Origin of the sequence: uncultured Acetobacteroides sp. (assembly GCF_963667355.2) — a bacterium.
GTDB lineage: Bacteria > Bacteroidota > Bacteroidia > Bacteroidales > ZOR0009 > Acetobacteroides.
The window spans coordinates 1,607,530-1,634,021 of sequence record NZ_OY763328.2; the positions used below are offsets into that span (position 1 = coordinate 1,607,530).

The 26,492-nt window shown below is 43.7% G+C and carries 27 protein-coding genes; 21 read left to right on the top strand and 6 right to left on the bottom strand.

Annotated elements, in window-relative coordinates; translation table 11 throughout:
- The first annotated feature begins 568 nt into the window (after positions 1–568).
- From ACHZA1_RS06620 to ACHZA1_RS06685, 14 genes are all read left to right on the top strand, one after another.
- Positions 569–1,297 carry a hypothetical protein gene (locus ACHZA1_RS06620; RefSeq protein WP_320054444.1) on the top strand — a complete coding sequence of 243 codons (729 nt, stop codon included), beginning with the start codon at positions 569–571 and terminating at the stop codon, positions 1,295–1,297.
- A gap of 410 nt (positions 1,298–1,707) precedes the next feature.
- Positions 1,708–3,012 (top strand): DUF4236 domain-containing protein, encoded by a 1,305-nt coding sequence (locus tag ACHZA1_RS06625; protein WP_320054445.1) that lies wholly within the window; start codon positions 1,708–1,710, stop codon positions 3,010–3,012.
- A 218-nt stretch (positions 3,013–3,230) separates the two neighbouring features.
- Entirely contained in the window at positions 3,231–3,656 is a 426-nt protein-coding gene (locus ACHZA1_RS06630) for a hypothetical protein (RefSeq protein WP_320054446.1), read from the top strand.
- Between the two features lie 265 nt (positions 3,657–3,921).
- Positions 3,922–4,617: a hypothetical protein gene (locus ACHZA1_RS06635; RefSeq protein WP_320054447.1), complete on the top strand. Its 696-nt coding sequence runs from the start codon at positions 3,922–3,924 to the stop codon at positions 4,615–4,617.
- Between the two features lie 541 nt (positions 4,618–5,158).
- Entirely contained in the window at positions 5,159–5,650 is a 492-nt protein-coding gene (locus ACHZA1_RS06640) for a hypothetical protein (RefSeq protein WP_320054448.1), read from the top strand.
- A 239-nt stretch (positions 5,651–5,889) separates the two neighbouring features.
- Positions 5,890–6,474, top strand: a complete 585-nt coding sequence (locus ACHZA1_RS06645) for a flavodoxin family protein (protein WP_320054449.1) — start codon at positions 5,890–5,892, stop codon at positions 6,472–6,474.
- Between the two features lie 73 nt (positions 6,475–6,547).
- Positions 6,548–7,153, top strand: a complete 606-nt coding sequence (locus ACHZA1_RS06650; RefSeq protein WP_320054450.1) for a hypothetical protein — start codon at positions 6,548–6,550, stop codon at positions 7,151–7,153.
- A gap of 1,104 nt (positions 7,154–8,257) precedes the next feature.
- Positions 8,258–8,764, top strand: coding sequence for a GNAT family N-acetyltransferase (locus ACHZA1_RS06655; RefSeq protein WP_320054451.1), 507 nt, complete (start codon positions 8,258–8,260; stop codon positions 8,762–8,764).
- Between the two features lie 533 nt (positions 8,765–9,297).
- The gene (locus tag ACHZA1_RS06660; protein WP_320054452.1) at positions 9,298–9,855 is read left to right on the top strand and encodes a hypothetical protein; all 558 of its coding nucleotides are present in this window, start codon (positions 9,298–9,300) and stop codon (positions 9,853–9,855) included.
- A gap of 137 nt (positions 9,856–9,992) precedes the next feature.
- Positions 9,993–10,262, top strand: coding sequence for a DUF3781 domain-containing protein (locus ACHZA1_RS06665; protein ID WP_320054453.1), 270 nt, complete (start codon positions 9,993–9,995; stop codon positions 10,260–10,262).
- Between the two features lie 62 nt (positions 10,263–10,324).
- Positions 10,325–10,825: a GNAT family N-acetyltransferase gene (locus ACHZA1_RS06670; protein ID WP_320054454.1), complete on the top strand. Its 501-nt coding sequence runs from the start codon at positions 10,325–10,327 to the stop codon at positions 10,823–10,825.
- An 8-nt stretch (positions 10,826–10,833) separates the two neighbouring features.
- The gene (locus ACHZA1_RS06675) at positions 10,834–11,370 is read left to right on the top strand and encodes a hypothetical protein (protein WP_320054455.1); all 537 of its coding nucleotides are present in this window, start codon (positions 10,834–10,836) and stop codon (positions 11,368–11,370) included.
- Positions 11,371–11,759: 389 nt separating this feature from the next.
- Positions 11,760–12,215, top strand: a complete 456-nt coding sequence (locus tag ACHZA1_RS06680; RefSeq protein ID WP_320054456.1) for a hypothetical protein — start codon at positions 11,760–11,762, stop codon at positions 12,213–12,215.
- Positions 12,216–12,524: 309 nt separating this feature from the next.
- Positions 12,525–13,190 carry a hypothetical protein gene (locus ACHZA1_RS06685; protein WP_320054457.1) on the top strand — a complete coding sequence of 222 codons (666 nt, stop codon included), beginning with the start codon at positions 12,525–12,527 and terminating at the stop codon, positions 13,188–13,190.
- Positions 13,191–13,673: 483 nt separating this feature from the next.
- Here the strand turns inward: ACHZA1_RS06685 and ACHZA1_RS06690 are convergent, their stop codons facing one another.
- A complete protein-coding gene (locus tag ACHZA1_RS06690; RefSeq protein WP_320054458.1) occupies positions 13,674–14,444 on the bottom strand; it encodes a hypothetical protein in 771 nt (256 codons plus the stop codon).
- 182 nt (positions 14,445–14,626) lie between these two features.
- Entirely contained in the window at positions 14,627–15,418 is a 792-nt protein-coding gene (locus ACHZA1_RS06695; RefSeq protein WP_320054459.1) for a M48 family metallopeptidase, read from the bottom strand.
- Between the two features lie 813 nt (positions 15,419–16,231).
- Between ACHZA1_RS06695 and ACHZA1_RS06700 the strand changes: the two genes are divergently transcribed.
- The 3 genes from ACHZA1_RS06700 (at position 16,232) to ACHZA1_RS06710 (ending at position 19,605) form a co-directional block, all read left to right on the top strand.
- The gene (locus ACHZA1_RS06700; RefSeq protein ID WP_320054460.1) at positions 16,232–17,539 is read left to right on the top strand and encodes an acyltransferase; all 1,308 of its coding nucleotides are present in this window, start codon (positions 16,232–16,234) and stop codon (positions 17,537–17,539) included.
- A 216-nt stretch (positions 17,540–17,755) separates the two neighbouring features.
- Positions 17,756–18,526, top strand: a complete 771-nt coding sequence (locus ACHZA1_RS06705; protein WP_394701068.1) for a hypothetical protein — start codon at positions 17,756–17,758, stop codon at positions 18,524–18,526.
- 179 nt (positions 18,527–18,705) lie between these two features.
- Positions 18,706–19,605, top strand: a complete 900-nt coding sequence (locus tag ACHZA1_RS06710; protein WP_320054462.1) for an AraC family transcriptional regulator — start codon at positions 18,706–18,708, stop codon at positions 19,603–19,605.
- Positions 19,606–19,806: 201 nt separating this feature from the next.
- On the opposite strand, the gene ACHZA1_RS06715 is transcribed toward ACHZA1_RS06710, so the two are convergent.
- Together ACHZA1_RS06715 and ACHZA1_RS06720 are read right to left on the bottom strand one after the other, a co-directional pair.
- Positions 19,807–21,243, bottom strand: coding sequence for an MDR family MFS transporter (locus ACHZA1_RS06715; RefSeq protein WP_320054463.1), 1,437 nt, complete (start codon positions 21,241–21,243; stop codon positions 19,807–19,809).
- Positions 21,244–21,508: 265 nt separating this feature from the next.
- Complete coding sequence (locus tag ACHZA1_RS06720) at positions 21,509–21,865, bottom strand: zinc ribbon domain-containing protein YjdM (protein WP_320054464.1); 357 nt, start codon at positions 21,863–21,865, stop codon at positions 21,509–21,511.
- Between the two features lie 254 nt (positions 21,866–22,119).
- Here ACHZA1_RS06720 and ACHZA1_RS06725 point away from each other — a divergent pair, with 254 nt between their 5' ends.
- A complete protein-coding gene (locus tag ACHZA1_RS06725; RefSeq protein ID WP_320054465.1) occupies positions 22,120–22,773 on the top strand; it encodes an NAD(P)-binding domain-containing protein in 654 nt (217 codons plus the stop codon).
- Positions 22,774–22,874: 101 nt separating this feature from the next.
- Here ACHZA1_RS06725 and ACHZA1_RS06730 read toward each other — a convergent pair whose 3' ends face one another.
- Entirely contained in the window at positions 22,875–23,312 is a 438-nt protein-coding gene (locus tag ACHZA1_RS06730; protein ID WP_320054466.1) for a cupin domain-containing protein, read from the bottom strand.
- Positions 23,313–23,537: 225 nt separating this feature from the next.
- On the opposite strand from ACHZA1_RS06730, the gene ACHZA1_RS06735 reads away from it, so the two are divergent.
- On the top strand, positions 23,538–23,885 hold the full coding sequence (locus tag ACHZA1_RS06735) for a helix-turn-helix domain-containing protein (protein WP_320054467.1): 348 nt from the start codon (positions 23,538–23,540) through the stop codon (positions 23,883–23,885).
- Here ACHZA1_RS06735 and ACHZA1_RS06740 read toward each other — a convergent pair whose 3' ends face one another.
- The gene (locus ACHZA1_RS06740) at positions 23,886–24,809 is read right to left on the bottom strand and encodes an alpha/beta hydrolase (RefSeq protein WP_320054468.1); all 924 of its coding nucleotides are present in this window, start codon (positions 24,807–24,809) and stop codon (positions 23,886–23,888) included.
- 234 nt (positions 24,810–25,043) lie between these two features.
- Here ACHZA1_RS06740 and ACHZA1_RS06745 point away from each other — a divergent pair, with 234 nt between their 5' ends.
- Together ACHZA1_RS06745 and ACHZA1_RS06750 are read left to right on the top strand one after the other, a co-directional pair.
- The gene (locus ACHZA1_RS06745) at positions 25,044–25,397 is read left to right on the top strand and encodes a hypothetical protein (RefSeq protein ID WP_320054469.1); all 354 of its coding nucleotides are present in this window, start codon (positions 25,044–25,046) and stop codon (positions 25,395–25,397) included.
- A 150-nt stretch (positions 25,398–25,547) separates the two neighbouring features.
- Complete coding sequence (locus ACHZA1_RS06750; RefSeq protein ID WP_320054470.1) at positions 25,548–26,399, top strand: helix-turn-helix transcriptional regulator; 852 nt, start codon at positions 25,548–25,550, stop codon at positions 26,397–26,399.
- Positions 26,400–26,492 lie beyond the last annotated feature (93 nt).

The window sequence follows — 26,492 nt, forward strand, 5'->3', positions numbered from 1 at the left end:
GACGCTAACCCACCCCTACCCCTCCTAAGGAGGGGATTACGTGCGGCTATTAAGCGTTTTTCCCGTTTTTAATCAACATTCGCTTACCTCCAACACATTTCACACTCCCCCAATAAAATCTAATCTTGAAAAAGAAAGTCCATTATTAAGCACCAGCCTACGATTGGAACTCATTATCCCCTCCAAGGAGGGGGCAGGGGGTGGGTTATATGCCACCCCCCCTACCTCCCGCCTAAGCGGGAGGATTAAGTGCGTTTATTAAGCGTTTGCCCGTTGAAAATTAACCTTCGCCTTCCATCTACATGCTCCTCCCCTCCCCCACGCCCTCCAAAACCCTCCAAAAGCTAAGATTTTTCATCATCAAAAAATGGTCTACAGTGTACTGTAGGCCATTTTGGTGTTTTTTAGCATAATGTGTACTAATAATTTCTAACGTCTGCTATTGATTTTTAGTGGAAACCCGTTGTAACTTCCTTGCAAGTTTGAAGCGAAACGGTTTGTTGACCCTAGAACTTAAGTAAAGCCCAATACTTTGGGTAGTATTAAACGCTCAAAAAACAAATGATTTATGAGTAAAGAACTTTTTAGGACTTATTCGATGCCCGACACCGACATGCTAACTGGAACCAAGGCCTTGCTCGAAATTGGCAAGCAAGACATCAAGGAGCTCCAAGCAGTAGAACCCAGCCTAACCATCGAAGAGGTGGATAAGAACATCTTAGAGGTTACCTCTTGCCTTAACGACTTCTCGAGCCTCGAAAGCAGAAGTAGTATTACCGTTGCCACGCAGCTGCTACAGGACATCATGCAGGAATGCCGCGAGGAGATGCAATTCTTCTTCTTCCACTGCGAAAGGGTGCTACCCGGCAGAGCTACCATATCTATTGAGTTTGGTCGCAGGGGTGTTGAGAATGCAAGAAACAACCCCGAGAAGATGGTGAGCCTCTTCAACCTGGTTATACACAACTACGGTAAGCCCGAGTACGAGGCGAAGCTCGAGGCTCGCCTCGGCAAGGAGTATAAGGCTAAGCTGGTGAACATGAAGACGAGGCTAACCGATGCCATTGCGGCTCAAGCGTTGGCTAAGGCTAGTCGGCCTGCCGATACCGAAGCTCGTATTACCAAGTACAATGCGGTATGGGCCTTTGCCCGCAATGTAGGCGAGGCTGGTAAGCTTGCCTTCCGCAACAGCTACGCTAAGCAGCAGCAGTACACCTTGTACGACACCCCTGCTCCAAAAAAGGAAAGCGGACCTACCAAGCAGGATATCGACACCACCTCGCAAGACGAGGAGTAGCCCTAAAAAAGAGGATTAGTACTTTCAAATACATTTTTCAATCAAATAACCCCCAGTACCGAGAGCCCTTGGTGCTGGGGGTTGCATTTGTGTAGCTACGCCAAGCAGCAAAAGCAAAAAACTTTTTAACCTTTACCGAATAACCATAGGGTATTTTAGCTACTTTACGCCCATCTATTTTAAAATCGTAAACCTAGAGTAAGTATAGTTGTAAGACGACGCTTCGTGTACGCCCTTCTCGGGGTTGCTTAAGTTTACGGTTTAAGTATAGGGGAAAGGGCAAATGTAACTATGATACCCTTCGTTAGGCAGACATGAAATTTGTATAGCAATGACACCTTCCCTATTCCAAAAAAGATTAATAAGAGTTAGGAACTTAACAAATGAAATAACTACAAGACAAAACCAAAATGAGATTTAGAAAAAAAGTCAAAATAATGAAAGGTTTATCTATAAATCTTTCAGGTTCAGGTGCAAGTTTATCAATTGGAGGTAGAGGTGCTTCTGTTACTATTGGAAAAAAAGGGACATATCTTAACACAGGAATTCCGGGAACTGGTATTTATAATAGGCAAAAAATTAGTGGAACTTCTTCAAAAAGTCAATTAGCATCACAAAACACTTCTTCGACACAGAGTAGTACCTATTACCATATTTCGCTGAACCTAGATGAAAAAGGCAGTCCAGTTTTAACAATAAAAGATTCTAATGGTTTAATTGTGACTGATGAAGGCATTATCAAGAGGATAAAGAGAGAAGAACAATATAAAGAGAACGTTGAGAATCTAATAAATAAAAAGAAGCAAGAGATTGAAGATAATACAAATAGTTTTATCGATATATATAAATCAACTCCCACTGTTGCTCCTATAGAATATGCAGAAAAAAAGCTCAAGTACTTAAGTCCTCAAAAATATCACCGTAAAAAATTCAACATAACAAAACCATCTATTGAAGGCATAATTAAAGATTTAGAATCTGAAGCTAAAAAGAATATATCAAGTATCTTATTTTGGCAAAACAAAAAGAAACGCAACCAATATATATCTGACAATAAAGAACAACGATATAAAGAAGAACTCGAAAAATGGGAAATAATTCAAAGAGAATTTGAAGATGCAGAAAATTCAACTGAGATAGAGCAAAATAATTTATTATATCAAGAGTATCAAAATAAAAAAAATGAACTTGAGGGCTATATAAATGGAAATGGAGATTATGTTTCTAGTAAAATAGAGTCAATCCTAAGTGAGATAACTCTAACTGTTGACTTCTCTGTAGACTTTGAATTTGACGAATTTAAATCAACATTATACATAGATCTCGACTTACCTGAAATAGAAGACTTACCAAATCAAAAAGTTAAAACATTATCTACAGGCAAGATCTCAATAAAAGAAAAAACTCAAAAAGAAAGAAAACAAGAATATGCAATTTGCGTCTGCGGTATCGCATACTATTTTTCAGGACTCTTCTATAATATAACCTCAAAGATTAATACAATTCAAATATCAGGTTACACTCAAAGAATAAGCAAAAAGAGTGGAAGATTAGAAGATGAATATATTTATTCAATCAGATTTGAGAGAAATGTATTCAAAGATTTAAAAATAATAAATATCGACCCGATTGAGGCTATTTCAAACTTTGAACACATCTTGAACATAACCTCGAACTTCGATTTTAAGACAATAGTCCCATTCAGTAAGAACTAAATTTATTGAATGAATTATATTCAATCAAAGATATTTACCATTACTAAGCGTAGATTAGAAACATAGGGTTCTGCTAAGCCTCGCGTCCTTGCTACGCTTGATTTAGCAAGGCTTCCAGCCCATTATTCTATTCAAATGAAGTTCCCAGCAGTTCATTACATACACCTGAGCGAACAGCTGAAAATAAAAACAATACAGCTAAAACATAAATCGATGCTATGAGCAACAACGACAGCAACAAGAGTAGCCTCACCAAGCTTAGATGGTTCCTAATAGGTATGGGGCTACTTGAAATAGTAACCATACGATGCCTATTTTCGGGTATGATAGGCATAGCCGTAGGCTTATCAACGCTTATACCTGCCTACATCTCGCTAAACGAAAAGCGTACCAGCTGGAGCTACGCACTAGGCATCTGGGGTATTATAAAGTACTGCCCATTGGTATGGCTAGGCATGGTGGCCTTTATCTTAGGCGATATGCATTCGGCAAGAGAAAAAGGGGTAGAAATAATGAATAATTCGCTCTACAGAATAACCGTTGGTTACGAGTTCCTATTTGTGCTGCTCGTAGCTATATCCTTTGCATTTTCGATAATCATACTAAGCAAGACCTCAAAACAGGTAAAGCTTGGCAAAGCATAGCGCCCCCCGTTCGGCTGAGGCTCTTGCCTCAGTCGAAGCTATCCAAATAGGCTATAAGCCTACAAGTATATAGCAAGAAGATAAAGACTAAGGTTGAAACTTAACTTATAATAGGCTAAAACCCGTTGAAATAGAATAAACGAAGGCAACGATTAACTCTTAGTTAGCCAAATGACCTTAGCGATAAGTTTACAATCGAATGTAAAAAAGAAGTAAACATTGCCATGAAACAGAGACATAATTAAATCACAGTAAAATCAAAGCAATGAAGACAATTGTTTATTTAGCATTATTACCAATGCTACTATTAGGGTGTTCAGGGGATAGAATAGACACAAATGTGTATGTTAGTGCGGAATTTTTAAATAAAAACATCGTAAAAATTGACGACACCTTAACTCTAAAACAAAATCAAAGAAAAACTGACTACATTAAGTTTGTTATAAAGTCAGGAAAGCACACCATTTCAATAAATGGTAATAAAAGTACAATTAAAATTGGAGAAGGTGGGGGAATTTTAAATCTTGAAAAATGCGATTTTGTGATTTTCCCAATAAAATATGATTCAAACGATGAAATTACAAGCGCTATGATTAATACTGATTTTCCTATTGTGTTAGACAGTATAATTATTTACAAAAAAAATCTTGCATCAAATCAAGTAGAACTAATAAAACTACTAAAAAATCCGATCGCAAAAGACTTATTCAGCTATCATCTTGAAAAAATAGACAAAGATCAACTTTTTATAGACAAAAATTGGGATTATGGAATTAACGATTCTATTCCAGAATACATTACAGTAGAAACAACAGCAGAAAAAGGTAATGTTGAAAAGAAGAGAAAAGTAGTCAATGCCAAAACATTCCTATTGTTTGCCAAATTATGCAACAATTACAATGTAGAATTGATAAAAAATAAAGAGCTCATTGAGCTTATCAATAATTTCAAAAAGGAATAGTTCTTTTCCCCCGTTCGGCGGAGGCTCTTGCCTCAGTCGAAGCTATCCAAATAGGCTATAAGCCTACAAGTATATAGCAAGATGGAAAAGGTTAAGCTGGTAATTTATTTTTAACAGGCTAGAAGCTATTAAAACAGAATTAACGAAGGCAGAAGCATACGCCGAACAAAGGTTTAAAACACAATAAAGCCTACAACAAACTGTAACAATGTTATCTTCGCAGCTGATTTTGAAAATAAAGGCTTAAATCAACAACATGATAATTTTTTGAAATATGACCGATCAACTTATTAATCTTCTACTTCCTATAGCAATGATAGTATTAGGTATTTGGCTAAAGAAAGGGCATTTACCGAATACCAAAAGTTACGGTAAGCTGTGGCTACTACTAGTTATTGTTGGTAGTATTTGGTTACTGCTAAAAATATTTCTGCTTATTATGCGAAGTTAACCTCGACTACGAGTAGCGTTACTCACCGTTCGGTGGTGTTTCAAAAAAAACAATATAATAATGAAAGACATTATTTAAAAAAAATGGAGCTTGGTTTTTATCTTTGTGATAAATGCCGAGTTATTGTTTGCCGATGCTGGTTCTGTGCTTGTATTTTTTGGTATATTTCACCTGCTCGTGCTAAATGCTTTTATTGGAATAGGGGAAAGTTTGATTTTAAGAGCAATGCGTATTAAAAATAGCATGCTTTGGATAATTGCAGGTAATTACATATCGATGGTGTTTGGTATGCTTATTATTTCGCCATATTATATCAGACGTTGGGGGTTGCCAGATTTCTTTTTTGGAGAAAGTAGAGAATACCATTATCATTTGACAGGAGACTATTATTTAGTAGTTTATTTTATAACTATGGCCTTTTCTTTTCTTGCATCTTTGATCATTGAATTTCCTTTTTTCTACTTTGGTATAAAAAAAGAGTATCGGTCAAAAACATTAAAAGGTTTACTTATTGCAAATTTGATTTCGTACATAGTGATATCACTGATATATTTATTATTTGTTATAGCTGAACTCAAGTAAAGCCTTCCCCTAGTTAAGCGTAGTCTAAATCAAAGGGCAAGGCTCGGCGACGTTTGTAGCTTCGTCGAACATAAGTAGCGGTTTTAAACCGCCATTAAATGGTAAAGCGGCATATAATAATGTACCTATACTATAATGCTACTTTGATGGCATTAGCCATAAATCTTACTTTCATTTTGTAAGCATTGCGTATGCTTACTATAGTAATGCACACATTTAGCTGAGCTATAGAGGAGATAATGAAGATGATTTTTTGTGTTTTGATGGGAAGTCCCCGATTAAAAGGGAATACAGCAGAGCTACTAAAACCCTTTTTAGAGGAGCTTGAAAATAGTAAAGCTGATGTGACATACATACAGCTGGCAGAGAAGAACATTATGCCCTGCAAAGGATGCTACGCTTGTCAGGATGTGAGCGGTGAATATGGCTGCATACAGCAAGATGACGTAGCAGAAATTATGGAGGAAATAATTAAATGTGACTGTATCGTTTTAGCAACGCCAATATATTCGTGGTACTGCACAGCACCAATGAAGGCTTTACTCGATCGACATTACGGGCTCAATAAGTTTTACCGTACCGCTAAGGGCTCTTTATGGGAAGGTAAAAAAGTGGCAATAGTAGCAACACACGGATATGATGCAGAATATGGTGCAGGTCCTTTTGAGACTGGCATTAAAAGATTATGCGAGCATTCTAAATTAGACTATGTAGGTTTGTATTCTGTTCGGGATATGGACGATGATGGCGGTATGACATCATTTCAAACGGAAGATGCAATAACCGGTGCAAGAAATTTTGCAAGGAAGCTGCTCGAAAAATAATTGGAAATTGATTTTTGGCAGGCTAGTGCCTGCAATGATAGAATAGATTAAAACTAAAAGAGTAAAAAGAATCATGGAAAACACCAAAAGCAAGGAAAGCCTGTTTAAGCAGCTTTTTATTACCCGCACACAGGGATTTATTGACATCGCCACGAAGCGAACCTTCTGGCAGGAGCTGGCAACCGAGCTTGGGGGAACGGTAAGCACCAAGCAAACCATCTCGAAGGATCTCGAAAGGCTGACTCTGCAAATCCCCTACAGGCAGTTCCACGTCGAGTTTACGGAGTCGGATACCCACCCGCTGAGAATCAGCTGCAAGATGGGGGCAAATCGGAAGTTCGAGTTCTCCATCAGCTACGAGGACACCATCGAGAAGCTCCTAAAGCTATTTGGGCAGCAGGATATCCAGATTGGCGACAAGGAATTCGACAAGCGATACCTAATACAGGGCAAGGACACCAGCGTGGTTACCGATTTGCTGTCGAAAAGCGAGATAAAGGCAATTCTGCTATCGAACAACGTATTCTCGTACAGCAGCAGCTACAGCGAGAGCGATAACACCATCCTGCTAACGAGCCTTGTGAGCAGAACCATCAGCACAAAGGCCGAGCTAGCGGAGCTATTCAAGCTCTTCTGCCTAACCATCGACCAGCTAAAGGCACAGGGTATAGTAGAATAGTAAAAGTACTATTCGGTAGAGGTACTGGCCTTCGACGAACGAGGGCTAGCTGATTCTCTAATTCAACTCACCCCCTATCCCCCTCTCTCCGAATGGCATTAGAGAGCCTGCCGATACGGTAAGCGCATGCTCGCCATTCGCAAAGAGGGGGTTGTGGCACGGATATAAGCGGCTGCCTATTCGCAGCGGTAGATGTTGCTGTTCGGTAGAGGTTCTTAACCATTTGCGACAAGTGAAGACATTTTTACGAAGCCTAAAAGCATAATCAGGGCTCGTTATCCCATCCTTGAAGGGAGTAAAGAGTGGGTTGGTATGGCTAAGATTTGCCGACTAAGGGCATCTGCCTTCGTCAAACGGGGTGAGTAAAATTAAAGTACAACAAATAGTCGGCTTGGATTGAAGAAAAGAGGTGTAAGGTTATTCCGTAAACACCATGGCGTAGCCATACCAGACTAGCACGAAATCTGTTTGAGTGAGCGGAGCATCTACAACAATAATTAGAGAGAGACCTCCTGCTAACAGTAACGTTCAGAACAGGAATAACCTTAAGCAGCGACCGAACGAGTTATTTCGTGCAGGATTTTTCTTTGTTTCGTTTCTTTTCATCCCTGAAAAGAAATGAAAAATAGGATTTACAACCTCCAAACATAAGCTCTAACGGCAGTGAGAAAGGTAGTAGGTATTGCTAAACGATTTAACCCACCCCCTACCCCCTCCCAAGGAGGGGAAAAGGAGTTTCAATCATGCGAATGCGCTTAATCTCCATCCTTTCGCTTCCGTTCGGCGGTCGGCTTCTCCGCCATTGAACTATTTAAGCAAGCTTTGCCTATTCGGTAGAGGCTCTTTACCATTTGCTACAAGCGAAGGCTGAATTCAAAATGACAAGCGCTTAATAGCAGCACGTTATCCCCTCCATTGGAGGGGTAGGGGTGGGTTTACTCGTTTAAAACTTGACGACTAAGAGGCTCCAGCGCATAGCCGATAAGCGAGGCCATTTTTACGAAGCCCAAAAGCATAATCAGGGACGATTATTCCCACCTTGGAGTCAGCAGCGGGTGGGTTGGTACGGTTAGGGAATAGCCCGAAAAACGATAACTTTGAAGCATGAAACCAGTAATCGAAACCAGTAGGCTATTCCTTCGGCAGCTAACGCTTGAGGACGCCTCCAGCCTCGCGCAAGTCCTTTCCGATCAGGAATCGATGAAGCATTATCCCCATGCATTCTCACCCGAAGAGGTTCGTAAATGGATAGAACGAAATATCGAGCGGTACAAGAATGATGGATTTGGGTTATGGGCAGTAATTCGAAAAGCAGATGGCCAATTTCTGGGGGACTGTGGGATTACGCTACAGGATATCGACGGAGAAATTCTTCCGGAGATAGGGTTCCACACCATCAAAACATTTTGCAACATGGGCTATGCAACCGAGGCGGCGGAAGCCTGCAAAAAATATGCGCTGGAGGTGCTTGGATTTAAATCGATATACTCCTACTCCGCCATTGGAAACAAGCCATCACAAAGGGTATCCTCGAAAATAGGGATGAGAAAGGTAAAAGCATTCACGAAGGATGGCATAGAAGAAGTTGTATACGAGTATCGAAAAGATTAACGGGTAAGATCGAGAGCTGATAATGCGCCAAGGCTCGGCATAGCCTGTGCTATATCGAATATAGGTTGCGGTTCGCTCAGGTAAGCACAGCCTCCATAGTTCCTAGCCCAACAGCTAGGCAAAAGAGCATACCGACTACAGGACTGTTTGCTCTAGCACCACCCGTAAAGGGTCGGTATGGCAGCCAAACCTTTTTCTTCGATACTTAAATCCCAATGAGATTTCTCGAAAAACAGCATAATGCCATCGGCATTAAAGATTTGTAGAAATGGAATATGCCGAGGCGACCCGACTTCGTAGGAGTCGAACATTAAGGAGCAGCCATTAGCGGTTAGGGTATGGGCGGCTCTATTGAATAGAAGTTCCCATCCCAAGAAGGTTCTTTCCACATAGACAATACCCCTATAGGGGTATTGCAAACAAATAAAGGCTAAAGCCGAAACCTATTTTGGGAGCAGCAGAAACCTGCCGCAAACGGGCAGAATGAGGATGAATAAATAAACAAGCAAAGTATAACGCCAATAGGCAATAACATGACAGCTAAAGTTCTCGCTCTTTTACTGGTACTAGCTACGCTGCTATCGTGCAGCAGCAAAAACAGCAACCAAGCAGCAGGTAAGCCTGCCCAACCCCAGAAGATCACCGCCAGCACGACACCAAGTTGCTGCTATATTGTTGGCAACGACTCTGTGGCCATACGTCCGTTCGAGATAACGGTTAGCCTTAGCCCCAAGGCACGGGCAAAGATCGTCGGCAACAAGGAGACAATATTTGTTGATGTATCGATCACCGGGGAGCATAAACCCACAACACCCGCAAAGCTCATCGCGGAGGATGGGCAATTCTATGTGGCATCAGTACGAAAGGAGATTCGCTACGGACAGGTTGCACGATTCGACAGCATAAAGATGTCGAGGTACATCTACAACGAGCTGCTAAACAAGGATGCTGATGTAACCGTAAATGTTTACAGCGGCCGTAAATCATCGGAGGATAATCTGCTAAACAGCGAGCTGCTATCGGAAAAGATTAGCAAGGTGGTTAATAGGAAATCCACCATTAAGAGCAAGCTGATATACGGCGACGATTAATCAGCCTAAGCCTACCAGCGTATAGCGTGAAGCCAAAGGCAAACGCTGGAGATCGTTTCTTTTGCAGGCTGGTTTACCCGATCAACAATTGATATATTTATCGCAGAGTACAAACCGCTAGTAAATACAAGGAACACATGGATAGCTACAAGGCCGAAGTTCTAAAAAGGGTTTGCTATACCGAGCTCGTTTACGGTAGGATTAATAAGAAGCTGAATAAGCAACTCTCGAAAGAGGAGATTGAAAAGATGATCTTTGAGACCCTCGAAGAGACGAACGAATCGCAATTCGAGAAGATCGGAAAGAACATCTACGTAACAAATTGTGCGAGAAATATTAGAATAACCGTAAACACGAACACCTACCGCATTATCACGGTAGATGCAGTAGCGTCTAAAAAGGAATAACGAGCTACCGGCAGGGTAAATCGCTCCAAAGAGGCTATTGAAGTCAACTAAAAGATACACGGATGAATATTCGACCCGCAGCCCCCAATGAGGCGGAGCAGCTTACCGCAATTGCTGTCGAATCGGAGGCCTACTGGGGTGGTAGCACCAGCTTTCTAGTACGGTTCGAAGAGCTGTACAAGGTTACCGCCTCGTTTATAGAGCATAACCCGACCTTCGTACTGGAAGAAGGCGGCGAAATAGCAGGTTTCTATGCTATTGTAAAGGGTAATGACGCCAGCGAGCTAGAGTACCTCTACGTTAAAGCCAGCTGCATCGGCAAAGGATATGGAAGAATGCTGTGGGAGCATCTGATGGAGCAATGCAAAGAGCTAGGCATACAGCAGCTGGAGCTGGTAACAAGCCCAGAGGCAAAAGATTTCTACGCCAGAATGGGCGCCACTCAGGTCTCAACGGTAGAGTCGACGATAGAAGAAGGACGAATGATTCCAAGAATGGTATATATGGCTAAGGGACCTATTAGCCGCAACGAAATAAAAGGTAAAACATCCTACACCAAATAAACAAACCTATGAATACGCAATTTCTAGAATCACTAGCTGCTGCAAACCCGCATCCCGATGTACACGAGAAGCTTCGAATGTACGAGCCGCTAATTGGCAGCTGGGATTTCGACTGGGTAGGCCATAACGGCGATGGCACAAAATGGACAGTTCCGGGAGAATGGTTTTTTTCTTGGATTCTCGAGGGCAGAGCCATTCAGGATAATTGGATATGCCCAAGCATTGCACTACGAAGCACCGGAAAATACCCAACAGGGCAGTATGGAACAACCATTAGGTTCTACGATAAGGAGGAAGATTGCGTAAAGGTGGTTTGGATTGGCGCCGCCAATCCTCAGGTAAACCTTTTCAGGGTTACATTCATAGACAATCAGATCATCCAACAGGAGATAGCCATTGGACAACAATCGAAGCTAGCCAGATGGGTGATTAAGGATATAACCTCCGAGTCGTTCAAGTGGGAAGCATACCTTGGAGAGGACGAAGAAACGGAATGGCAGCTAACGCAGGAGGTATTTGCCCGAAGAAGGAAGAATGACCATTAGGCGCATGGCAATAACGCTTAGGATACGCATAAAATCCGCCAAGCATTACTACGACGTAAAGCCCATAAGGGTTTTTATTCTAATAACCCCGAGTGAGACTTTGGGAATTAGGCCGTAGGATGCACCACATTTGAGGTAACGCCATTCCTCCGCGACTGAGCGAGTTAATTCGTGCCAAGGGTTTTTGGTCCTTTTTGCCCTACAAAAAGGACAGAAAAGAATAAAAGCTCGCGGCTAAAATTATAAGCAGCATTCAAGCCTTAGCGGAATTTTGTGCTTATATTTTTAAAAGCGATATTCATGGGGTTGAATGTATTCGCGGCGAAGCGGGCAGGCACATTTATACAATCCGCTCCACTCACCATAAAACCTAAAACGCTAGCAGAAAAATGAGATTAGAATACAAAACGGGCAAACTTCCGTATAACTTCATCGCCCTAGGCTATATGCTGCTCGCCATCAGCGCTTGGAGAATAGCCGTTTCTGATTGGGTAGGGATGCTGCTCCTACTGCTATCGGTTTTCCTTCTCTTTTTTAGATCGGGGATCATCGTAGAAACCGACCCAAGGAGGCTAAAGATGTACTACGGCATCTTCTTCATAAAAAGGGGAGCTTGGGAGAACATCGATCAGCTAACCGATCTTCGGATTACTAAGGTAAGGCAAAGTCGGAGGATGAGCGTGCTCACAATCAGCCGAACAGAATCTTACAACACCTACAAGCTATTCCTGAGGTTGCCCAATAGAAGCATCGAGCTAATAGCCGGACAAAAAGATGACATCCTACGCAAAGCAAGCAGCATGGCATCAGCCCTTAATACCACGCTAGTAAATAGCGCCGAGTAGCTACGGATGGGGCTCTCTGTTCGGAATATACTCCCGTCTTTGCCGAAAGGAGGAAACGCTGCTTCTATAACGAATAGGGTGGGTATTGGTGATGATGGGTAGATTCTATACTAATGCGGTGTAGTATCGCATAACGGTGGCGAATCTACAATCCGAAAGGATTGAATTTTAATAGCCCCGCATGCAATGCGGGGAAGCAAGGTAGAGCAAATCACAACCGCGGTGCGGTTGAATAGCGAGCTGAAAGGAGAACATTACCCAACTAAAACGTTATAGAGCCGAAACGCTTTGCTGCAAAACCTGTAAACGATGAGAAACACAATATTTTTGGTGCTTATAGCACTATGGGGCTGCACCAGCAAGCCCGAGACAACGAAAATTGATGACCAGGATAAGGCGGACAGCGCCAGCATGTCGGCCCGAAGGGCATCACCTGCAACAAGCAATGCCGAACGCATCCTTAGCCGCTTCATACTGGACGATCTGCTTAAGTTCGATTCGGAAGCCGAGCTGAAAGAGGTATTTGGCAAAGCAGTAATGCATTCGAGGGGCGCTTACCCCGAGGGGATGGGCGAATATCCGAATACGCTGCTCTATTCGGGAACAAGTAAGCGGGTAGAGTTTGTTTGGGAGGATACCACTCGCTGTTCGAAGCTGGCGTATATCGAGATATACGGGCAGCGCACCGCCTGGAAAACCACGGAAGGCATAACCCTAGGGACAACGCTTAAGGAGTTGGAGCGGCTGAATGGGAAATCATTCACGTTCTTTGGTTTCGATTGGGATTACTCGGGGGCTACCAACTGGGAAGACGGAAAGCTAGCCACCCGGAAGATTTTTGTTTACCTCGGATATCCACCCAAAGCGGATATGGCTGACTTTGAAGGGTTGGTAGGCGACAAGGAAATAAGGAGCGACTCGAAGCTAGCGCAGAAGGCTAATCCGGTGGTTTGGAAAATAAACATGAGGCGGTAGAAACCAGAGGATATCGCTTTAAAAAAGAGCAGCAATGATAATGGAGGTAGACGTAAAAGAATCAGCAAGTCGTAGCACAAAGTATATCCCCCTTTGGAGGGGGAAGGGGGAGGAAAGTAGACGTTAGTGGTAAAAACTTGATGCCAATGGTTGCTATATACTTCTAAAAATCCACCCCCTACCCCCGCCAGCGGGGGATATACTTCGAAGTAGAGTCGTGTAAGTCTTAATGGCGAAATCCCTGGGTATAAACCAGAGGTGATAACCACAACACTATAGATGAATAAGTCCTACGTCCGATTTTCAGGCTAACCGATGCTCCATGAGGGATAGCACCCCTCCCATTGAATGGGGTGCTATTCATTTTTAATTCGTTCAGGATGCACCTAATCGCGGAACGAAACCTCCTCACCCCGCTTGGGCTGCCAAGAACGGAGCCGCAACAACCAAAAGCGGGAAACAGAAGTTGTACTTAACAAGCGGCTAAATATCTATAAGCCCTTTATCCTTCACCTCCTTTATTATGGCATTTGCGCGTTGCTGAATCTTCTTGGGGAGCATACTCCAGCTATCGTCGTACGTTACGTAGTAGACATCGTCCTCGTTTCCGCCAGGATAGTAAGCCGTTGCTTTCGCCTTGGGGCAGCTGCTGCTGTACACGATAACCTTTAGCGGCTTGGCATCTAAGCCATCGCTAAGGCCGAAGTAGGTAAGGTAAAATTCGGGATCACCGTTGCCATCGGCATCATCCACCAAGCAGTAGTCGTACAGGAACTCGGGGAAGTAAACCTCGTTACCAAAATCTTGGAACTTGCGCTTCTCGACATATCCGCCGTGATCTTCAGCTAAGATGTAGCCGTATAGATTCTTAATGGTAGTGGTATATGGCTCGTTATAGTCGCGCCTCACCACGCCAAAGGTCCCATTGGGTAACGTGCCGTACACATCCGAGCTGTCGCCGCCATGGTGCGTTTCGCTAATAATCTTTTCCTTAAAGAGAAAGACGTAGCACCCCTGGTGCGGCGTGGCGACATTTATCAGCAAAGTAATTTCCCCCTTGTTGGGATACTGCGCGTTGAGCAACTTGGCTTCTTTGGTTGGCACCGAGCCCTTGCCAGGTTTGTAGTAGGTCATCCGAATGCCGGTACTTGTTGCCCGCGCATGCTTATCAACGGGGAGCGTTTTGACAGCGGCAGCACCGCTCTTGCATAGCGCTAAAAGGGTCACGAAAAGGAGCTGGGCTATTAGTGGCATATTTTCTTGTTGGGATAAATGGCTTACATCCTGTTGCTGCTATACGATACGCATGTTATGCAGGAACGGGTTCGAATATAGCACAAAACCTTTACTCGAATATCTGCAAAATAAGACGGGCAGCTTCTACCTGTAGAAGCTGCCCGTCTTATTTTGCAGATAGAGCTTGCTAAAACGCGATATTACTTCTCCTCCACCTTGGGGAAGCCATCCTTCTTTGCTCGCTCTTCAGCCTGCTCGGCTCTTTTTTGCGTTTCGGGATGCGATGATACGAGCTTTGCCATGCTGCTGCTCGACTTACCCCCTCCATCTTCGATGGTAAGCAGCTTGCGGAAGGCTGAAGGCAGCGCCCAAACGTTCTTACCATTATTTTTTAGGAACTCGTAGCTGTAGCTATCGGCTGCGCTCTCCTGCTTACGCGAGTAGGAGCTATTTGCAACGGCCTGCGCCAAATCTCCAAGCTGCGAATCGGTCAATGTTTTTGCCGTATTGCTTTGCGAGGCAACGGTATTCTTTAGCGCAGAGGTTAGCAGCGCAGTACGGAAGGCATCTTTCGAGTCCTTATTCTTCACGTGCCCTATTTCGTGGGCAACAACGGCAAGAATTTCGTTGTCGGTCATAATCTTCATCAGTCCGGCGCAAACCCTTACGCATCCATTGGCGCATGCAAATGCGTTGACGTCCTTTACAAGGTACACCTTAAAGTCAAGCTTTAGTCCATCGTAGCTTTCGAACTTACTGGTGATTCTCTTAAGGCGCGAACCGTATTCGTCGGTTGCCTTTGCCAACGGATTGTGCGTATCCATCCACTTCATGTATTCGTTGGCGTACTGTACAACATCGGCATCGGTTAACGTAGCTGCCGAAACCAAATCGCTACCGGCGTTCAGCACATTTTTGTTCAGCTTAAATTGGGCATTGGCCGTTAGGCACAATACAACAGCGATACCGCTTAGTAAATACTTTGCTCTCATACTATTTTAATCTGATTAAAAATTAGGCGGGCAAAGCTAGCGACATTTGCGGAGGTAGCGTTTTAATTTTTCACAAAGAGTAATTTCTTGTGATAGCTCCCTAGCTACCGTTATAGATGTTAAAGGGTCTCTATAACGTTTGGGGTGGGCAATGTCCTCTTTTCAGTTCGCTATTCAACCGCGCTGCGGTTGTGATTATACTGGACTTTGTTTCCCCGCATTGCATGCGGGGCTATTAGAATTCAATCCTTTCGGATTGTAGATTAGCAACCATTATCGATAATACTCTACATTAGTATAGAGTCAACCTATTATCGCCACTACTTGAAGCCCGTAAGGGCTTTAACTCTAATAACCCCGAGTGAAACTCGGGGGATTTGATCGGAAGATGGCAACAACCCCGAAGGGGTTGAATGTACTCGCAGGAAAGCGGGCAGGCTCATCTATCCTACGCATCCTATTCGTTACAGAACCACGAAAAGTTCACCGCTAAATAAAATTGGAAGGAAAATCTTTGCATCAAATTACAATATGAACATTAATACAACCATATACTCGAACACATCCTCGATTATCATAGCAGATGCCGCTGACAAAAGAACGAACAACAAACTTTCAGCGTTCTACTAAAGCATCGGCCCATAGCCCAACAGAAAAAACACGCGCCATACAGCTAAGCAGAAATGTTCTACCAGTGGCACTTGAATTAGTCTTTAACTTTTATAACCTTTGGAATTGTTAAGCATCAGCTATCAGAACAAGCTGGTGATGCTATAGGACATTTTTAATCATAATAAGCAAAAACATTAGCACATGGAAATAGACAAGCTGCAAGGAAACTTGCCCGAAACAATGAAGGTGGAGATGAGCGATGCCATTCAGTTTTTTCTGCGTTCCAATGCCGACCAACAAATACGATTCGTGATTTACCTAAGCCAGCAGCTCGACTTTGACATCCTAGAAAAAGCCGTTTGCCTGAGCATTTACCAGGAACCAATATTCTCCTACACCTACAAAGAGGCAAAGAATGCTGCCTATTGGAAGAAGCAGGACAACATAAAGCCATCTATGCTGGTTGACTTGGTAAAAACAGCTACACCAAGCAACGAAGTTGAAGAATTTCTTACAACAGCGGTCTCTCCGTTCGATTTTCCGCTGGTAAGGGTGAGGATAGTTAGGCATGAGCATAAGGATATCCTCTGCATAAACATGAACCACACCCCAACAGATGGGGCTGGACTAAAAGAATTTGTAAAGATCCTCGCCGATAGCTACAGCAAGCTAGCTGTTAACCCCAACCATACATGCCAACCCAACATAAGTGGAGATAGAAGCATCAAGCAGGTAACCAAACGCTTTTCCCTTCTCCAAAAGATGAAGTTTGCAAGGGCTGGATTTAAGAGACCGCCCCGCAGGGTGTCATGGTCCTTCGATTGGGGACAATCCAACGAAGACGGGAGAAATCAGTTGGCATTTATGAAGCTATCCAGCGACACATTCGACAGAGTAAAGGCATTCGGTAAGCGTCACAACGCCACCATCAACGATGTGGTGATTGCAGCATTTACCAGAGCCTTCGTAAAGGCAAGACAGAACAACGAAACGGCCTCCAAGCCGCTGATTGTCCCCGTAGATCTCCGAAAGTATGCCGATCCAAGCCACAAAAGAGCAATCTGCAGCCTAACCGGTTCCATGATAATTAATCTCGAAACCACAATCGGCGAATCATTTGCCGAAACCCTAAGCAAAACGGTAAAGGAGACCTCCCTAAAGAAAAGTACTCATGCGGAGATGAACATGCTTGCCCCATTCCTAGTACTATCGAGGCTAATGCCCTATGCAAAAATGAAGGAAAAGGTCATGCAGCTTAAGATGCCACCAATTCCGCTACTCACAAATGTCGGAGTAATCAACCCCAACGACATCAACTTTAATGGGATTCCCGTCGAGTCCTCGTTTATCACCGGCGTTGTGAGCTATGGGGGCTACTTCTCCATGGCATATTCAACATTTAATAGGGAGATTACCTTTAGCATCGGTTTTTGTGGCAACACGGTACAGCAGCAAAAGGTGAACACCTTTTTATCCAACCTAAAGAGCGAGCTGGAGGGTATCGAGTAAGGCTTCCCCATCGCCAACACGGTTTTACCTAATGGGCGAAGCGTACTAGCACTCTTAGTTTAGGTCGGCTTCCTGTCTATTACTAGTGTAGAAAGTGCCCGCAACAAGCAAAAGCGTAAGCAGAGCAGTAGCATAACGGATAGGCTAAACCAATATATGGCAGCATTGCATAAAGAGAACCTAATAGGTACAACAAAAAAAAAGTCCAGCAACAAGATGAAGCTCTTAGCCTTGAAAAACAGGTCAGGCAAAGCACAAAAGCATCTAGCACAAGCCATACTGTTGGTCGGTATTGCAGGTGTAGCCTCCTTGTTTGCCTTTACAGGCATCAACAACAAAAATGAAAGTCAAAAACCCGAACGGCTAACGCTCTCGCTCATCAAGGATACGAGCTTTCGTAGCGCTACAAAGAGAGCCCCCTTGGAAGAAAAGGAGATGATTCTTATTGAGGCCTCAAAGATTCTTCGAACGGAAATTCATTCGGTTACGGATGGCAAGCACAAAGATTTTGTACCCGACGATTTTAAAAACGTATACCCTATAATCGATTTCATGCTAGCGGTAGATTCGGTAAATGGTCATGCAATTTACTTTAAGGGTGAGGTTTACCGCTTACTAAACAACAATGATCGATTCGTTGAGTACTTTCAGCGTTACCTCAACCTAGAAAGCACGGCCAAACCTCAACTTCAAAAGGTAACGAATGCCCGACTGTGCTACGAGACGCCACATGGCTACTGCGAAAAAAGAACGGCATGGATATCGCAACTTTTGGCAAACTACTACTACCAAAATGGTTTAAGAGAACCAGAGGAAAGTAAAAAGATGGAGGCTTTTAGTATTGCCACAAGGCATATTCAAAACGTTAGGATACATTTCCCCGCTGGATTTAGTTCAAGTTCAGTAACCCTGTCAACAGTAGAGCTGGAGAAGAATCTTAAAGCAAATATTGGCAAATTATCAGCAGTAAAAAGCCAAGCAAATTGAGGTTCGAGCACTGCTCTCGCAACGCTTAGCCTTAGCAGGGCTTTCAATAAGCTACCAATACATACAAAGAAAGAAATAGAGCAAAAGAAAGGAGAGCCTACGCCTACCTCAACAGAACAATGACATCTCTACGATAAACGCCTACATTTTACTATATTTGCACAACATCAGTAGTTTACATGAGCAGCACAGGTTTTATCGATATCTATAAGGAACGTATACATCAGGCCATCGACTATATTTCGGAGCATCTGTCAGAGGATATTCCTCTCGAAAAGTTGGCTACGGTTGCCTGCTTTTCACCCTTTCATTTTCATCGTATCTTCTCCGCAGTTTTGGGCGAAACGCCGCGCGATTACATAGAACGTTCGCGAATGGAGAAAGCAGCCAAGCTCATTTGCCTCAACCAGAACATTACCATTGCTGATATCGCCTCGACATGTGGTTTTTCCTCGGCATCATCGTTTACAAGGACCTTTAAGAAGTACCATGGCGTTGCACCAACGCTATACCTGCAAAAGCACAGGGAGGAACACCATACGCCTAACGGACAACCGCACATAACAAAATCACAGAGCAGGCTACGCGACTTTTCGCTGGTAGAAATAAAAAAACTACCACCCTTTCATGTTGCCTACACGCAAACTATCGAGAGCTATGCAACGGGTATCCCTAAGGCATGGAACAGGTTGTTTCAGTTCCTGCATCCAAGAGGTTTAATAACTAACGATGTTGCCCTGCTGGGAATTCCTTATAACAATCCGGGTATTACACCGCGCGAAAAATGCCGCTACAGAGCCTGCATTACGGTTCCAACGGAGGTTGTGCTACCTCGTGGCGATGTTAAAACGGTTGATCTACAGGAAGCGGTCTATGCCGTTTACCACTTTAAGGGTAAGCGCGAGGATATTTGGGAGGCTTACGCCTTCTTTTATGGCGAATGGCTTATCCAGAGCGGATATTTCCCCGACGAAAAACCGCTAATCGAGCTCTACCCTCTTTCGCTAATGTCCGATTGCGCTCAAAACAACCTTACGTACGACATTGCCATTCCAGTTGTTCCAATAGGTAGATATTAGATTGACTATTATCAAATAGAGTAAACCTTTCAGGTTTTAGAAACCTGAAAGGTTTGACAAGTACGAATAAAAGAGCACATCCAAAAAGGTACCACTACAATCGTACTAGGAATCAAGATTATTTTTAGAATCAGTCCCAGAGCATATGCTTCGCGTACTCTAATCTAGATGATGCTCACATTGTAATACGTGATCCTAATATTAAGAAAAGCTTCGCTCCTTTTGGTGATTATGTACGGCGGCGCATTCTCCATCCACGGCAGGTTTCTTGTAGCGGGCTGCAAACTTATCGCGTATCTCCTTTTCGTTAAGACCAGCCATAGCAATAAATCCTAACGCCATTGCTACAATACATAAGGCAATAAGCCATTGTGTTGATACATGAAGCAGGCCGCCCAATACCGATGTTGACACCACACCTCCCATAATCTGGAAGAATTCGAGGCTAGAGATTAGTATTCCCATCTGAGCGGCAGGAAAAAATGCCTGAGGCGCCATATTCATTGTAGGGAAGTTAAGTCCAATACCAAGTCCTACAAGAAGAATCCCGAAAATCAGCATTCCCATCGAAATACCTTCGCCATATACCAGTAAAGGGATAAGCCCAACTATAGATATGCTGAAATTTACCATTGCCTGTAGCTTAAACCGCATCCACTTCGAGGCAATAAAGCCACCGCTCATTCCACCAACCACAATGGCCAACGACATTGGCAGCATTACCATTCCCGAATACGCAGCACCCTTATGCTGTACGATCTGCAGCAGGAAGGGAACATATAGAATTAGCCCAAATAAGGCAACATACCCCATAGCAGCCGAAAACGAGGCTCTTCGAAAAACTTTGTTCTTCAACATCTCAACGGGCAGCAACGGCGATTTCGAGTAGCGCTCTACCTTTATAAATCCAACCAGCATAAGCCCCGAAAAAATAATTAGCGATATGGTGATAGGCGACGACCAGGGCAACAGTTTACCTCCTTCGGTAAAGCAGAATAAGAGAGGAAACAAGGCAAGCAAGAACAGCGCAATGCCATTAAAATCTATCTCGTTGCTGCTTCCCGGATGCTTGATTAGTGGCAGCTGTTTTTTCAACAAAAGAAAGGAAAGAAGCCCAACGGGTATGTTAAGGTAAAAAATCCAGTGCCACGAGAAGTAGTCGGTTATTAATCCACCAGCCACAGGCCCTAACAAGCTAGCCAAACCATGCATTGACACCAACATACCTATATACTTGCCTCGTACCTGAGGAGGAAACAGCTCGGCACAAATAATAAATGCGCTCGATGCCAAAACACCAGCACACGCGCCCTGTAATCCGCGAAACAGCACTAGCATAGGCATGTTAACCGACAATCCACAAAGAGCCGATGTTAACATAAAAAATCCAATACCCCAAAGAGCAACAATTTTTCGGCCAAATACATCCGAGAGCTTCCCCGCAATAGGAATTACCACGGTAGAAAAGAGCAAGTACGAGGTAAAGGGTAAGGAGTAGTGGCGCAAACCCTGTAGATCGGCAATAATTTTGGGCATTGCAGTCCCAACAATCGAGTTGTCAAGTGCCGACAAGAACAGGCAAAGCATCAATCCAGCCATCGTAGCAGGAATGCTCCTGACAGAAATCTGAGAATCCATTTTATTCGATAATTAGTACGCTGCAAATCTACTCCCCAATAAAAAAATTGATTTACCGATTCTTGCTTTTCACTTTACAATTCTTGCTATATGAAAAGTAACGGAGGTTGATTATCAATTCTATATTTTCAGCACCATCAACCCCAAACGAATAGGAATGAACTGCTTGGAGTTTATCTTACTAAAGTGTAATGGGGGAAAAAATGCGCGTAGGCAAATAGTCTACGCGCATTTTTATCAGGCCAATTGCCCTCGCACGAAAGTGCTATGCTTTCTTCACAACCTCCGATTTCAGATACATGGCACCAATGCCATCAATCTTACACGAGATGTTGTGCCCATCGCTGCTATCAACCAGGTGAATGTTCTTCACTTTTGTACCAGCTTTAATACCCGATGTAGAGCCCTTCACCTTTAGGTCTTTGATTACGGTAACGGAATCGCCATCGCTAAGAACATTTCCATTCGAATCTACAACACGGCTTGCCTGTGCCTCTGCTGCTGCCGCCTCTGCCTGCTCGGAGGGATCCCACTCATGGAAACAATCAGGGCAAACCCATAGGTTCATGTCTTGATACGTATTCTCGGAGTTGCATTTGGGGCACTTGTGCTCGTCGCTCATAATAGTCCTTTCTACTTTTTGTTTTGTTTCTAAGTTCAATTGGCGGCAAAGATAGCATTTCATCCTTAACACCTACGATTTAGGCTATTCCCCAGCCTATACCTGCCGATATAAAGCATAAAAGACCACTCTTCGCCAATATTCCACTTCATTGCTCTTGCAACAACAAATAGATAAAAAGCAACAAAAGCAAAGAGATTCCTGTTTTTAGTATAGGAAACACAGCAATAACGCTGAACTAATACGTTACAGAAATGAAAATAGCAGTGCTAGGAACCGGGCAGGTTGGCAATGCCTTAGCTTCGAAACTTATACAGCTCGGTCATCAGGTTATGATGGGCTCCAGAACCAGCAACAACGAAAAGGCATTATTCTTTCTGTCGAAGCATGCCTCCAACGCCAAGATAGGCACCTTTGCCGAAGCGGCAGCCTTTGGCGAAATCGTATTCAACTGCACGGCAGGCAGCCATTCGCTCGAGGCGCTTAAGCGTGCCAGCGAAGAGAACCTTAACGGAAAGATTCTGGTAGATGTGGCCAATCCACTCGACTACTCGCACGGGTTACCTCCTACGCTAACCATCGACAATACCACCTCGCTTGGCGAAGAAATTCAAAGAACCTTCCCCAAGGTTAAGGTTGTAAAGGCATTAAATACGCTTTGGTGCGAGCTTATGGTTGATCCAGGAATGCTCAACGGAGGCGACCACGACATTTTTATTTGCGGAGATGATGATGACGCGAAAAAGCAGGTGATGGGACTTTTAACTTCGTTCGGATGGAAGGAAACGAACATGATAGACCTTGGCCACATTGCAAAGGCACGAGGAACCGAAATGTACATCGCACTTTGGCTAAGCATCTTCAGTTCCACCAACAACAGCAAGTTTAATATAAAGGTTGTGCGATAGACTACCTTCTGTAGAGCATCGCAACGCCTTTATGCAGTCATAAAAAAGAAGGCAGCAACTGGCAAATACCAGCAGCTGCCTTCTTTATGCTCAATCATATGCTACTTTTTGTCGTAAAATCCATTCGAATATGGACCAACGACAAGCACCTTATCCGTATCGGGGAAGTGAACGATCTCGGGTAGGCTTGCGCTACCAAAATCGACGTACACCAACTTTTCGGTATCCGATCCATTTCTGATAACATGCGCCCCTTCCTCTCCTGTAGGGAATGCAATGGCCTCACCTGCTTTTACGGTAACATCACCCTTAACGGTACGAACAATACCAGTTCCGCTAATAATGTAGAATACCTCCTCGTTAACCTCGTGGTAGTGGTAGCCAAATGCATAATTGCCAGGTTCCACTTCTATGAAGCTAGCATTACACTTATTGGCAGTGCCATGTGGAATAATTGGCTTTATGGTAAATGAGTTTCCACCATCAGTTCTCTTTTGACCTTCAGCGGTGCTGTAGCCTTTTACAATAAGCTCTTTCATTTCTTTATCTCCTTTTTGGTTGATATAGAACAAAGGTAGAGCTGCAAACATCGCCGTGCAACGAGGTTACCAACTCACCAGTAAGGTTAGTAATGGTTATCAACAGCGAGTTACAACTTCATTTTTTTCGAATAATTATGAAATTGATTTCGATCGGCTACTTCAGATGCCGAACGTTACTTTCCAAAAGAGATTTTTGTAGCTTTGAACATTAAAAGTAGAAAGATGCGCGAATTAGATCTTCAATACCCAACCTGTCCAATCCGAAATATTCTAGGCCGAATGAGCGACAAATGGTCGCTGCTGATTTTACGATCACTACAAATGAATGGGACAATGCGCTATAAGGAGTTAATGGGCACCATCCCCGACATATCGCACAAGATGCTTTCCAACACGCTGAAGCGGCTGGAGGAAGATTGTCTTATCAGCAGAAAGGTTTACCCCGAAGTTCCTCCTCGCGTAGAGTATACCTTAACACCAATAGGAAACGACCTTATGCCTGCCGTTCAGATGATGGTAGATTGGGCACTGGTACATTTCGAAGAGATTACGCAGCAACAGTCCCTATAGCTACAGCAATCCTCTAGCCTTAAGCCAACTTTTGCAGATCTCTGGCCAAGCCTTTTCTGTTCCATCTGATTTGCCAAGTCCATAACCATGCCCACCAGATTTAAAGATATGCAGCTCGTAAGAGATATTGTACTTACCAAGCGCCAATGCGTAGTCGATGCTATTCTTTACCGGAACAACTTTATCGTCGGAGGAATGCACCAAGAATGCAGGAGGGGTATTGGCAGTAACCTGTAGCTCGTTAGAATAATGTTTAACAAGTTCTTCAGATGGGGTATCGCCCAACAAGTTCCTCCTCGACCCCGAATGAGTTAGCTGCGAATCCATTGATATTACAGGATAAATTAGAATCGAAAAGTCGGGACGAGCGCTTGTTTCATCAGCAGGTTTGTAAACTTGCTCGTCGAAATGGGTAGATAGCGTAGCTGCAAGATGCCCTCCTGCCGAAAAGCCCATTATACCAATCTTCGCAGGGCTGATATTCCACTCTTTGGCATGTCGTCGTACAATGCGAATGGCCTCTTCGGCATCTTGCAATGGTCCTACCGATTTATCCTTCATAATAGCGTCACTAGGCAAACGGTATTTAAGAACAAAGGCGGTTACCCCAAGGCTATTAAGCCACGATGCCACCTGAGCACCTTCATGCTTAAAAGCTAGTCCTGCATATCCTCCACCAGGACAAATTACCACTGCTGTACCATTTGCCTTATCGGTAGGAGCAGGATACATGTCGAGAATTGGGTTGCTAACCCTACATATAAAGCTGTACGCGCTGGTTGTATCAACGGCAAACTTGTACGAAGGATCGGCAATGGCTCCTGGCACCTTGCCCTGCCATATATCAATGGCTTTAGGTTGTGCCATTACATTTAGGCTAAGCGCTACCATAAAAAACAGGGTAGCCATATCGCGCTTTCTCATAAAAAAATTTTAGTGACTAATGCAGATCAACAACGGCTTGCTTATTATTCCAGCACATCCAATTCAAGGTGTCGTTGGCAAAGCAATGCCGTGCTTAAGCGGCGGGGAAGTTAATAAAAATGGTAACCTATCCTAGGCTGACACTCTAGATTTACGAGCAACATCGTATGCCCCTTTCACAATTCCAGAGAAAATTCTTTCGATGGCTACTATGCAAGTTAAAATCTAATACATTTGGCATTTAAGCATAAACCCAATATGGTAAAGGATAAAGGTCAATACCAAGAAGCGGTCAACCAACTCTACGATTGGATTGCCCATCGGTTGATTAAGGACAAAAAGTCCAAGCAAGATATCGTATCGTTATTAATGGAGCAGGGAATTAGCCAAGAAACCGCCACTCGAATGGTGGAGGAGGTTGCGGAGGAGTGGAAGCAACGAACAGCAAAGAAGGCGAAAACGGATATGATAGTTGGCGCTATTATTCTTGTCGCAGGCATTGTTGGCTCGTCATTAGATTCATTCCAACTGTATGGGATAGCCGTAGTTGTAGGTATTGTTGTCTTCTTTAGGGGAGTAACAATGTAAGTCGGACAATCAGTCACCTCTACTAAAACATCTAAAATTCGCATCTTACAACAAGATTCGTTAGCAGGATACCCTTCGCCAGTTGTAGTTCAAAAAACAAGGCTGCTCTATTCTACAAAGTTTTTTAACTTCGTCGGATAGGCAAAGCCAATGATTGCACAATACGATTTCTTTAAGAACAAGTACGGCGAAGAGCTGCTTATAGACCTAATAGCGCTTAAGGACATAGAGCGCTACATACGAAATACCCCCATACAGCGCCTAACCTACTTCGACATCACCTTTATTGCATCTGGCTGTGGAACCTTTGCCATCGACAGCTGCGAAGAAGACATCGCCCCTAACCGTATCTTCTTCTCTTCGCCAGGGCAGGTGCGCAAATGGAATGTTACGGATATCCCCGATGGCTATGCGCTGATATTCGAGGAGGAGTTCCTCTGCACCTTCTTTAGCGATGCCCAATTCGTCCAAAGCTTGTCCTTTTTCTACACCTACAGCAACCCACCTGTGCTAGACCTTAGCCAGAGCGAGTTCGAACACATTGCCGCCCTGCTACACCAAATAAAGAACGAACTCACAACCTTTAAGCACACCGACAAGCATCTGCTACGTGCCCTACTCTACCAAATACTGGTGCTCCTAAACCGCCACTACTCCAAGGTTAATCCGCTATCATCAAAAAGTCAATCCAACAGGTACGTTGGTCCATTTATGCAGCTGGTAAACGCCCAGCACCAACAGAACCGATCGGTAGACCACTATGCGCAGCTGCTCCACATAACAAGCGGCCATCTTAACAGCCTGGTGAAGGAATGCTGCGGGGTAAACGCAAAGAGGTACATCCTTAGCAGAAGCATCTTGGAGGCGAAACGGCTGCTGCTCTATTCAGATCTAACCATCGACGAAATTGCCGCCAACCTCGGCTACGAAACTACCTCCTACTTTGTTCGAGCCTTTAAGGAGCATACCGGCATCACTCCGCTGCACTTTAAGAAGCAATAATTTCCCGCAAAAAGTGTCATTTATTCCCCGGTTATTATTCCGCGATTCCGCCCTCGAACCCCCACCTTTGTAGTGCAGATAGAGCTGGTGCAA

What these genes read in the sequence shown, in the direction of transcription:
- ACHZA1_RS06620 (WP_320054444.1), top strand. Translation starts at nt 569, where the DNA reads ATGAGTAAAGAACTTTTTAGGACTTATTCGATGCCCGACACCGACATG.
- ACHZA1_RS06625 (WP_320054445.1), top strand. Translation starts at nt 1,708, where the DNA reads ATGAGATTTAGAAAAAAAGTCAAAATAATGAAAGGTTTATCTATAAAT.
- ACHZA1_RS06630 (WP_320054446.1), top strand. Translation starts at nt 3,231, where the DNA reads ATGAGCAACAACGACAGCAACAAGAGTAGCCTCACCAAGCTTAGATGG.
- ACHZA1_RS06635 (WP_320054447.1), top strand. Translation starts at nt 3,922, where the DNA reads ATGAAGACAATTGTTTATTTAGCATTATTACCAATGCTACTATTAGGG.
- ACHZA1_RS06645 (WP_320054449.1), top strand. Translation starts at nt 5,890, where the DNA reads ATGAAGATGATTTTTTGTGTTTTGATGGGAAGTCCCCGATTAAAAGGG.
- ACHZA1_RS06650 (WP_320054450.1), top strand. Translation starts at nt 6,548, where the DNA reads ATGGAAAACACCAAAAGCAAGGAAAGCCTGTTTAAGCAGCTTTTTATT.
- ACHZA1_RS06655 (WP_320054451.1), top strand. Translation starts at nt 8,258, where the DNA reads ATGAAACCAGTAATCGAAACCAGTAGGCTATTCCTTCGGCAGCTAACG.
- ACHZA1_RS06660 (WP_320054452.1), top strand. Translation starts at nt 9,298, where the DNA reads ATGACAGCTAAAGTTCTCGCTCTTTTACTGGTACTAGCTACGCTGCTA.
- ACHZA1_RS06665 (WP_320054453.1), top strand. Translation starts at nt 9,993, where the DNA reads ATGGATAGCTACAAGGCCGAAGTTCTAAAAAGGGTTTGCTATACCGAG.
- ACHZA1_RS06670 (WP_320054454.1), top strand. Translation starts at nt 10,325, where the DNA reads ATGAATATTCGACCCGCAGCCCCCAATGAGGCGGAGCAGCTTACCGCA.
- ACHZA1_RS06675 (WP_320054455.1), top strand. Translation starts at nt 10,834, where the DNA reads ATGAATACGCAATTTCTAGAATCACTAGCTGCTGCAAACCCGCATCCC.
- ACHZA1_RS06680 (WP_320054456.1), top strand. Translation starts at nt 11,760, where the DNA reads ATGAGATTAGAATACAAAACGGGCAAACTTCCGTATAACTTCATCGCC.
- ACHZA1_RS06685 (WP_320054457.1), top strand. Translation starts at nt 12,525, where the DNA reads ATGAGAAACACAATATTTTTGGTGCTTATAGCACTATGGGGCTGCACC.
- ACHZA1_RS06690 (WP_320054458.1), bottom strand. Translation starts at nt 14,444, where the DNA reads ATGCCACTAATAGCCCAGCTCCTTTTCGTGACCCTTTTAGCGCTATGC.
- ACHZA1_RS06695 (WP_320054459.1), bottom strand. Translation starts at nt 15,418, where the DNA reads ATGAGAGCAAAGTATTTACTAAGCGGTATCGCTGTTGTATTGTGCCTA.
- ACHZA1_RS06700 (WP_320054460.1), top strand. Translation starts at nt 16,232, where the DNA reads ATGGAAATAGACAAGCTGCAAGGAAACTTGCCCGAAACAATGAAGGTG.
- ACHZA1_RS06705 (WP_394701068.1), top strand. Translation starts at nt 17,756, where the DNA reads ATGAAGCTCTTAGCCTTGAAAAACAGGTCAGGCAAAGCACAAAAGCAT.
- ACHZA1_RS06710 (WP_320054462.1), top strand. Translation starts at nt 18,706, where the DNA reads ATGAGCAGCACAGGTTTTATCGATATCTATAAGGAACGTATACATCAG.
- ACHZA1_RS06715 (WP_320054463.1), bottom strand. Translation starts at nt 21,243, where the DNA reads ATGGATTCTCAGATTTCTGTCAGGAGCATTCCTGCTACGATGGCTGGA.
- ACHZA1_RS06720 (WP_320054464.1), bottom strand. Translation starts at nt 21,865, where the DNA reads ATGAGCGACGAGCACAAGTGCCCCAAATGCAACTCCGAGAATACGTAT.
- ACHZA1_RS06725 (WP_320054465.1), top strand. Translation starts at nt 22,120, where the DNA reads ATGAAAATAGCAGTGCTAGGAACCGGGCAGGTTGGCAATGCCTTAGCT.
- ACHZA1_RS06730 (WP_320054466.1), bottom strand. Translation starts at nt 23,312, where the DNA reads ATGAAAGAGCTTATTGTAAAAGGCTACAGCACCGCTGAAGGTCAAAAG.
- ACHZA1_RS06735 (WP_320054467.1), top strand. Translation starts at nt 23,538, where the DNA reads ATGCGCGAATTAGATCTTCAATACCCAACCTGTCCAATCCGAAATATT.
- ACHZA1_RS06740 (WP_320054468.1), bottom strand. Translation starts at nt 24,809, where the DNA reads ATGAGAAAGCGCGATATGGCTACCCTGTTTTTTATGGTAGCGCTTAGC.
- ACHZA1_RS06750 (WP_320054470.1), top strand. Translation starts at nt 25,548, where the DNA reads ATGATTGCACAATACGATTTCTTTAAGAACAAGTACGGCGAAGAGCTG.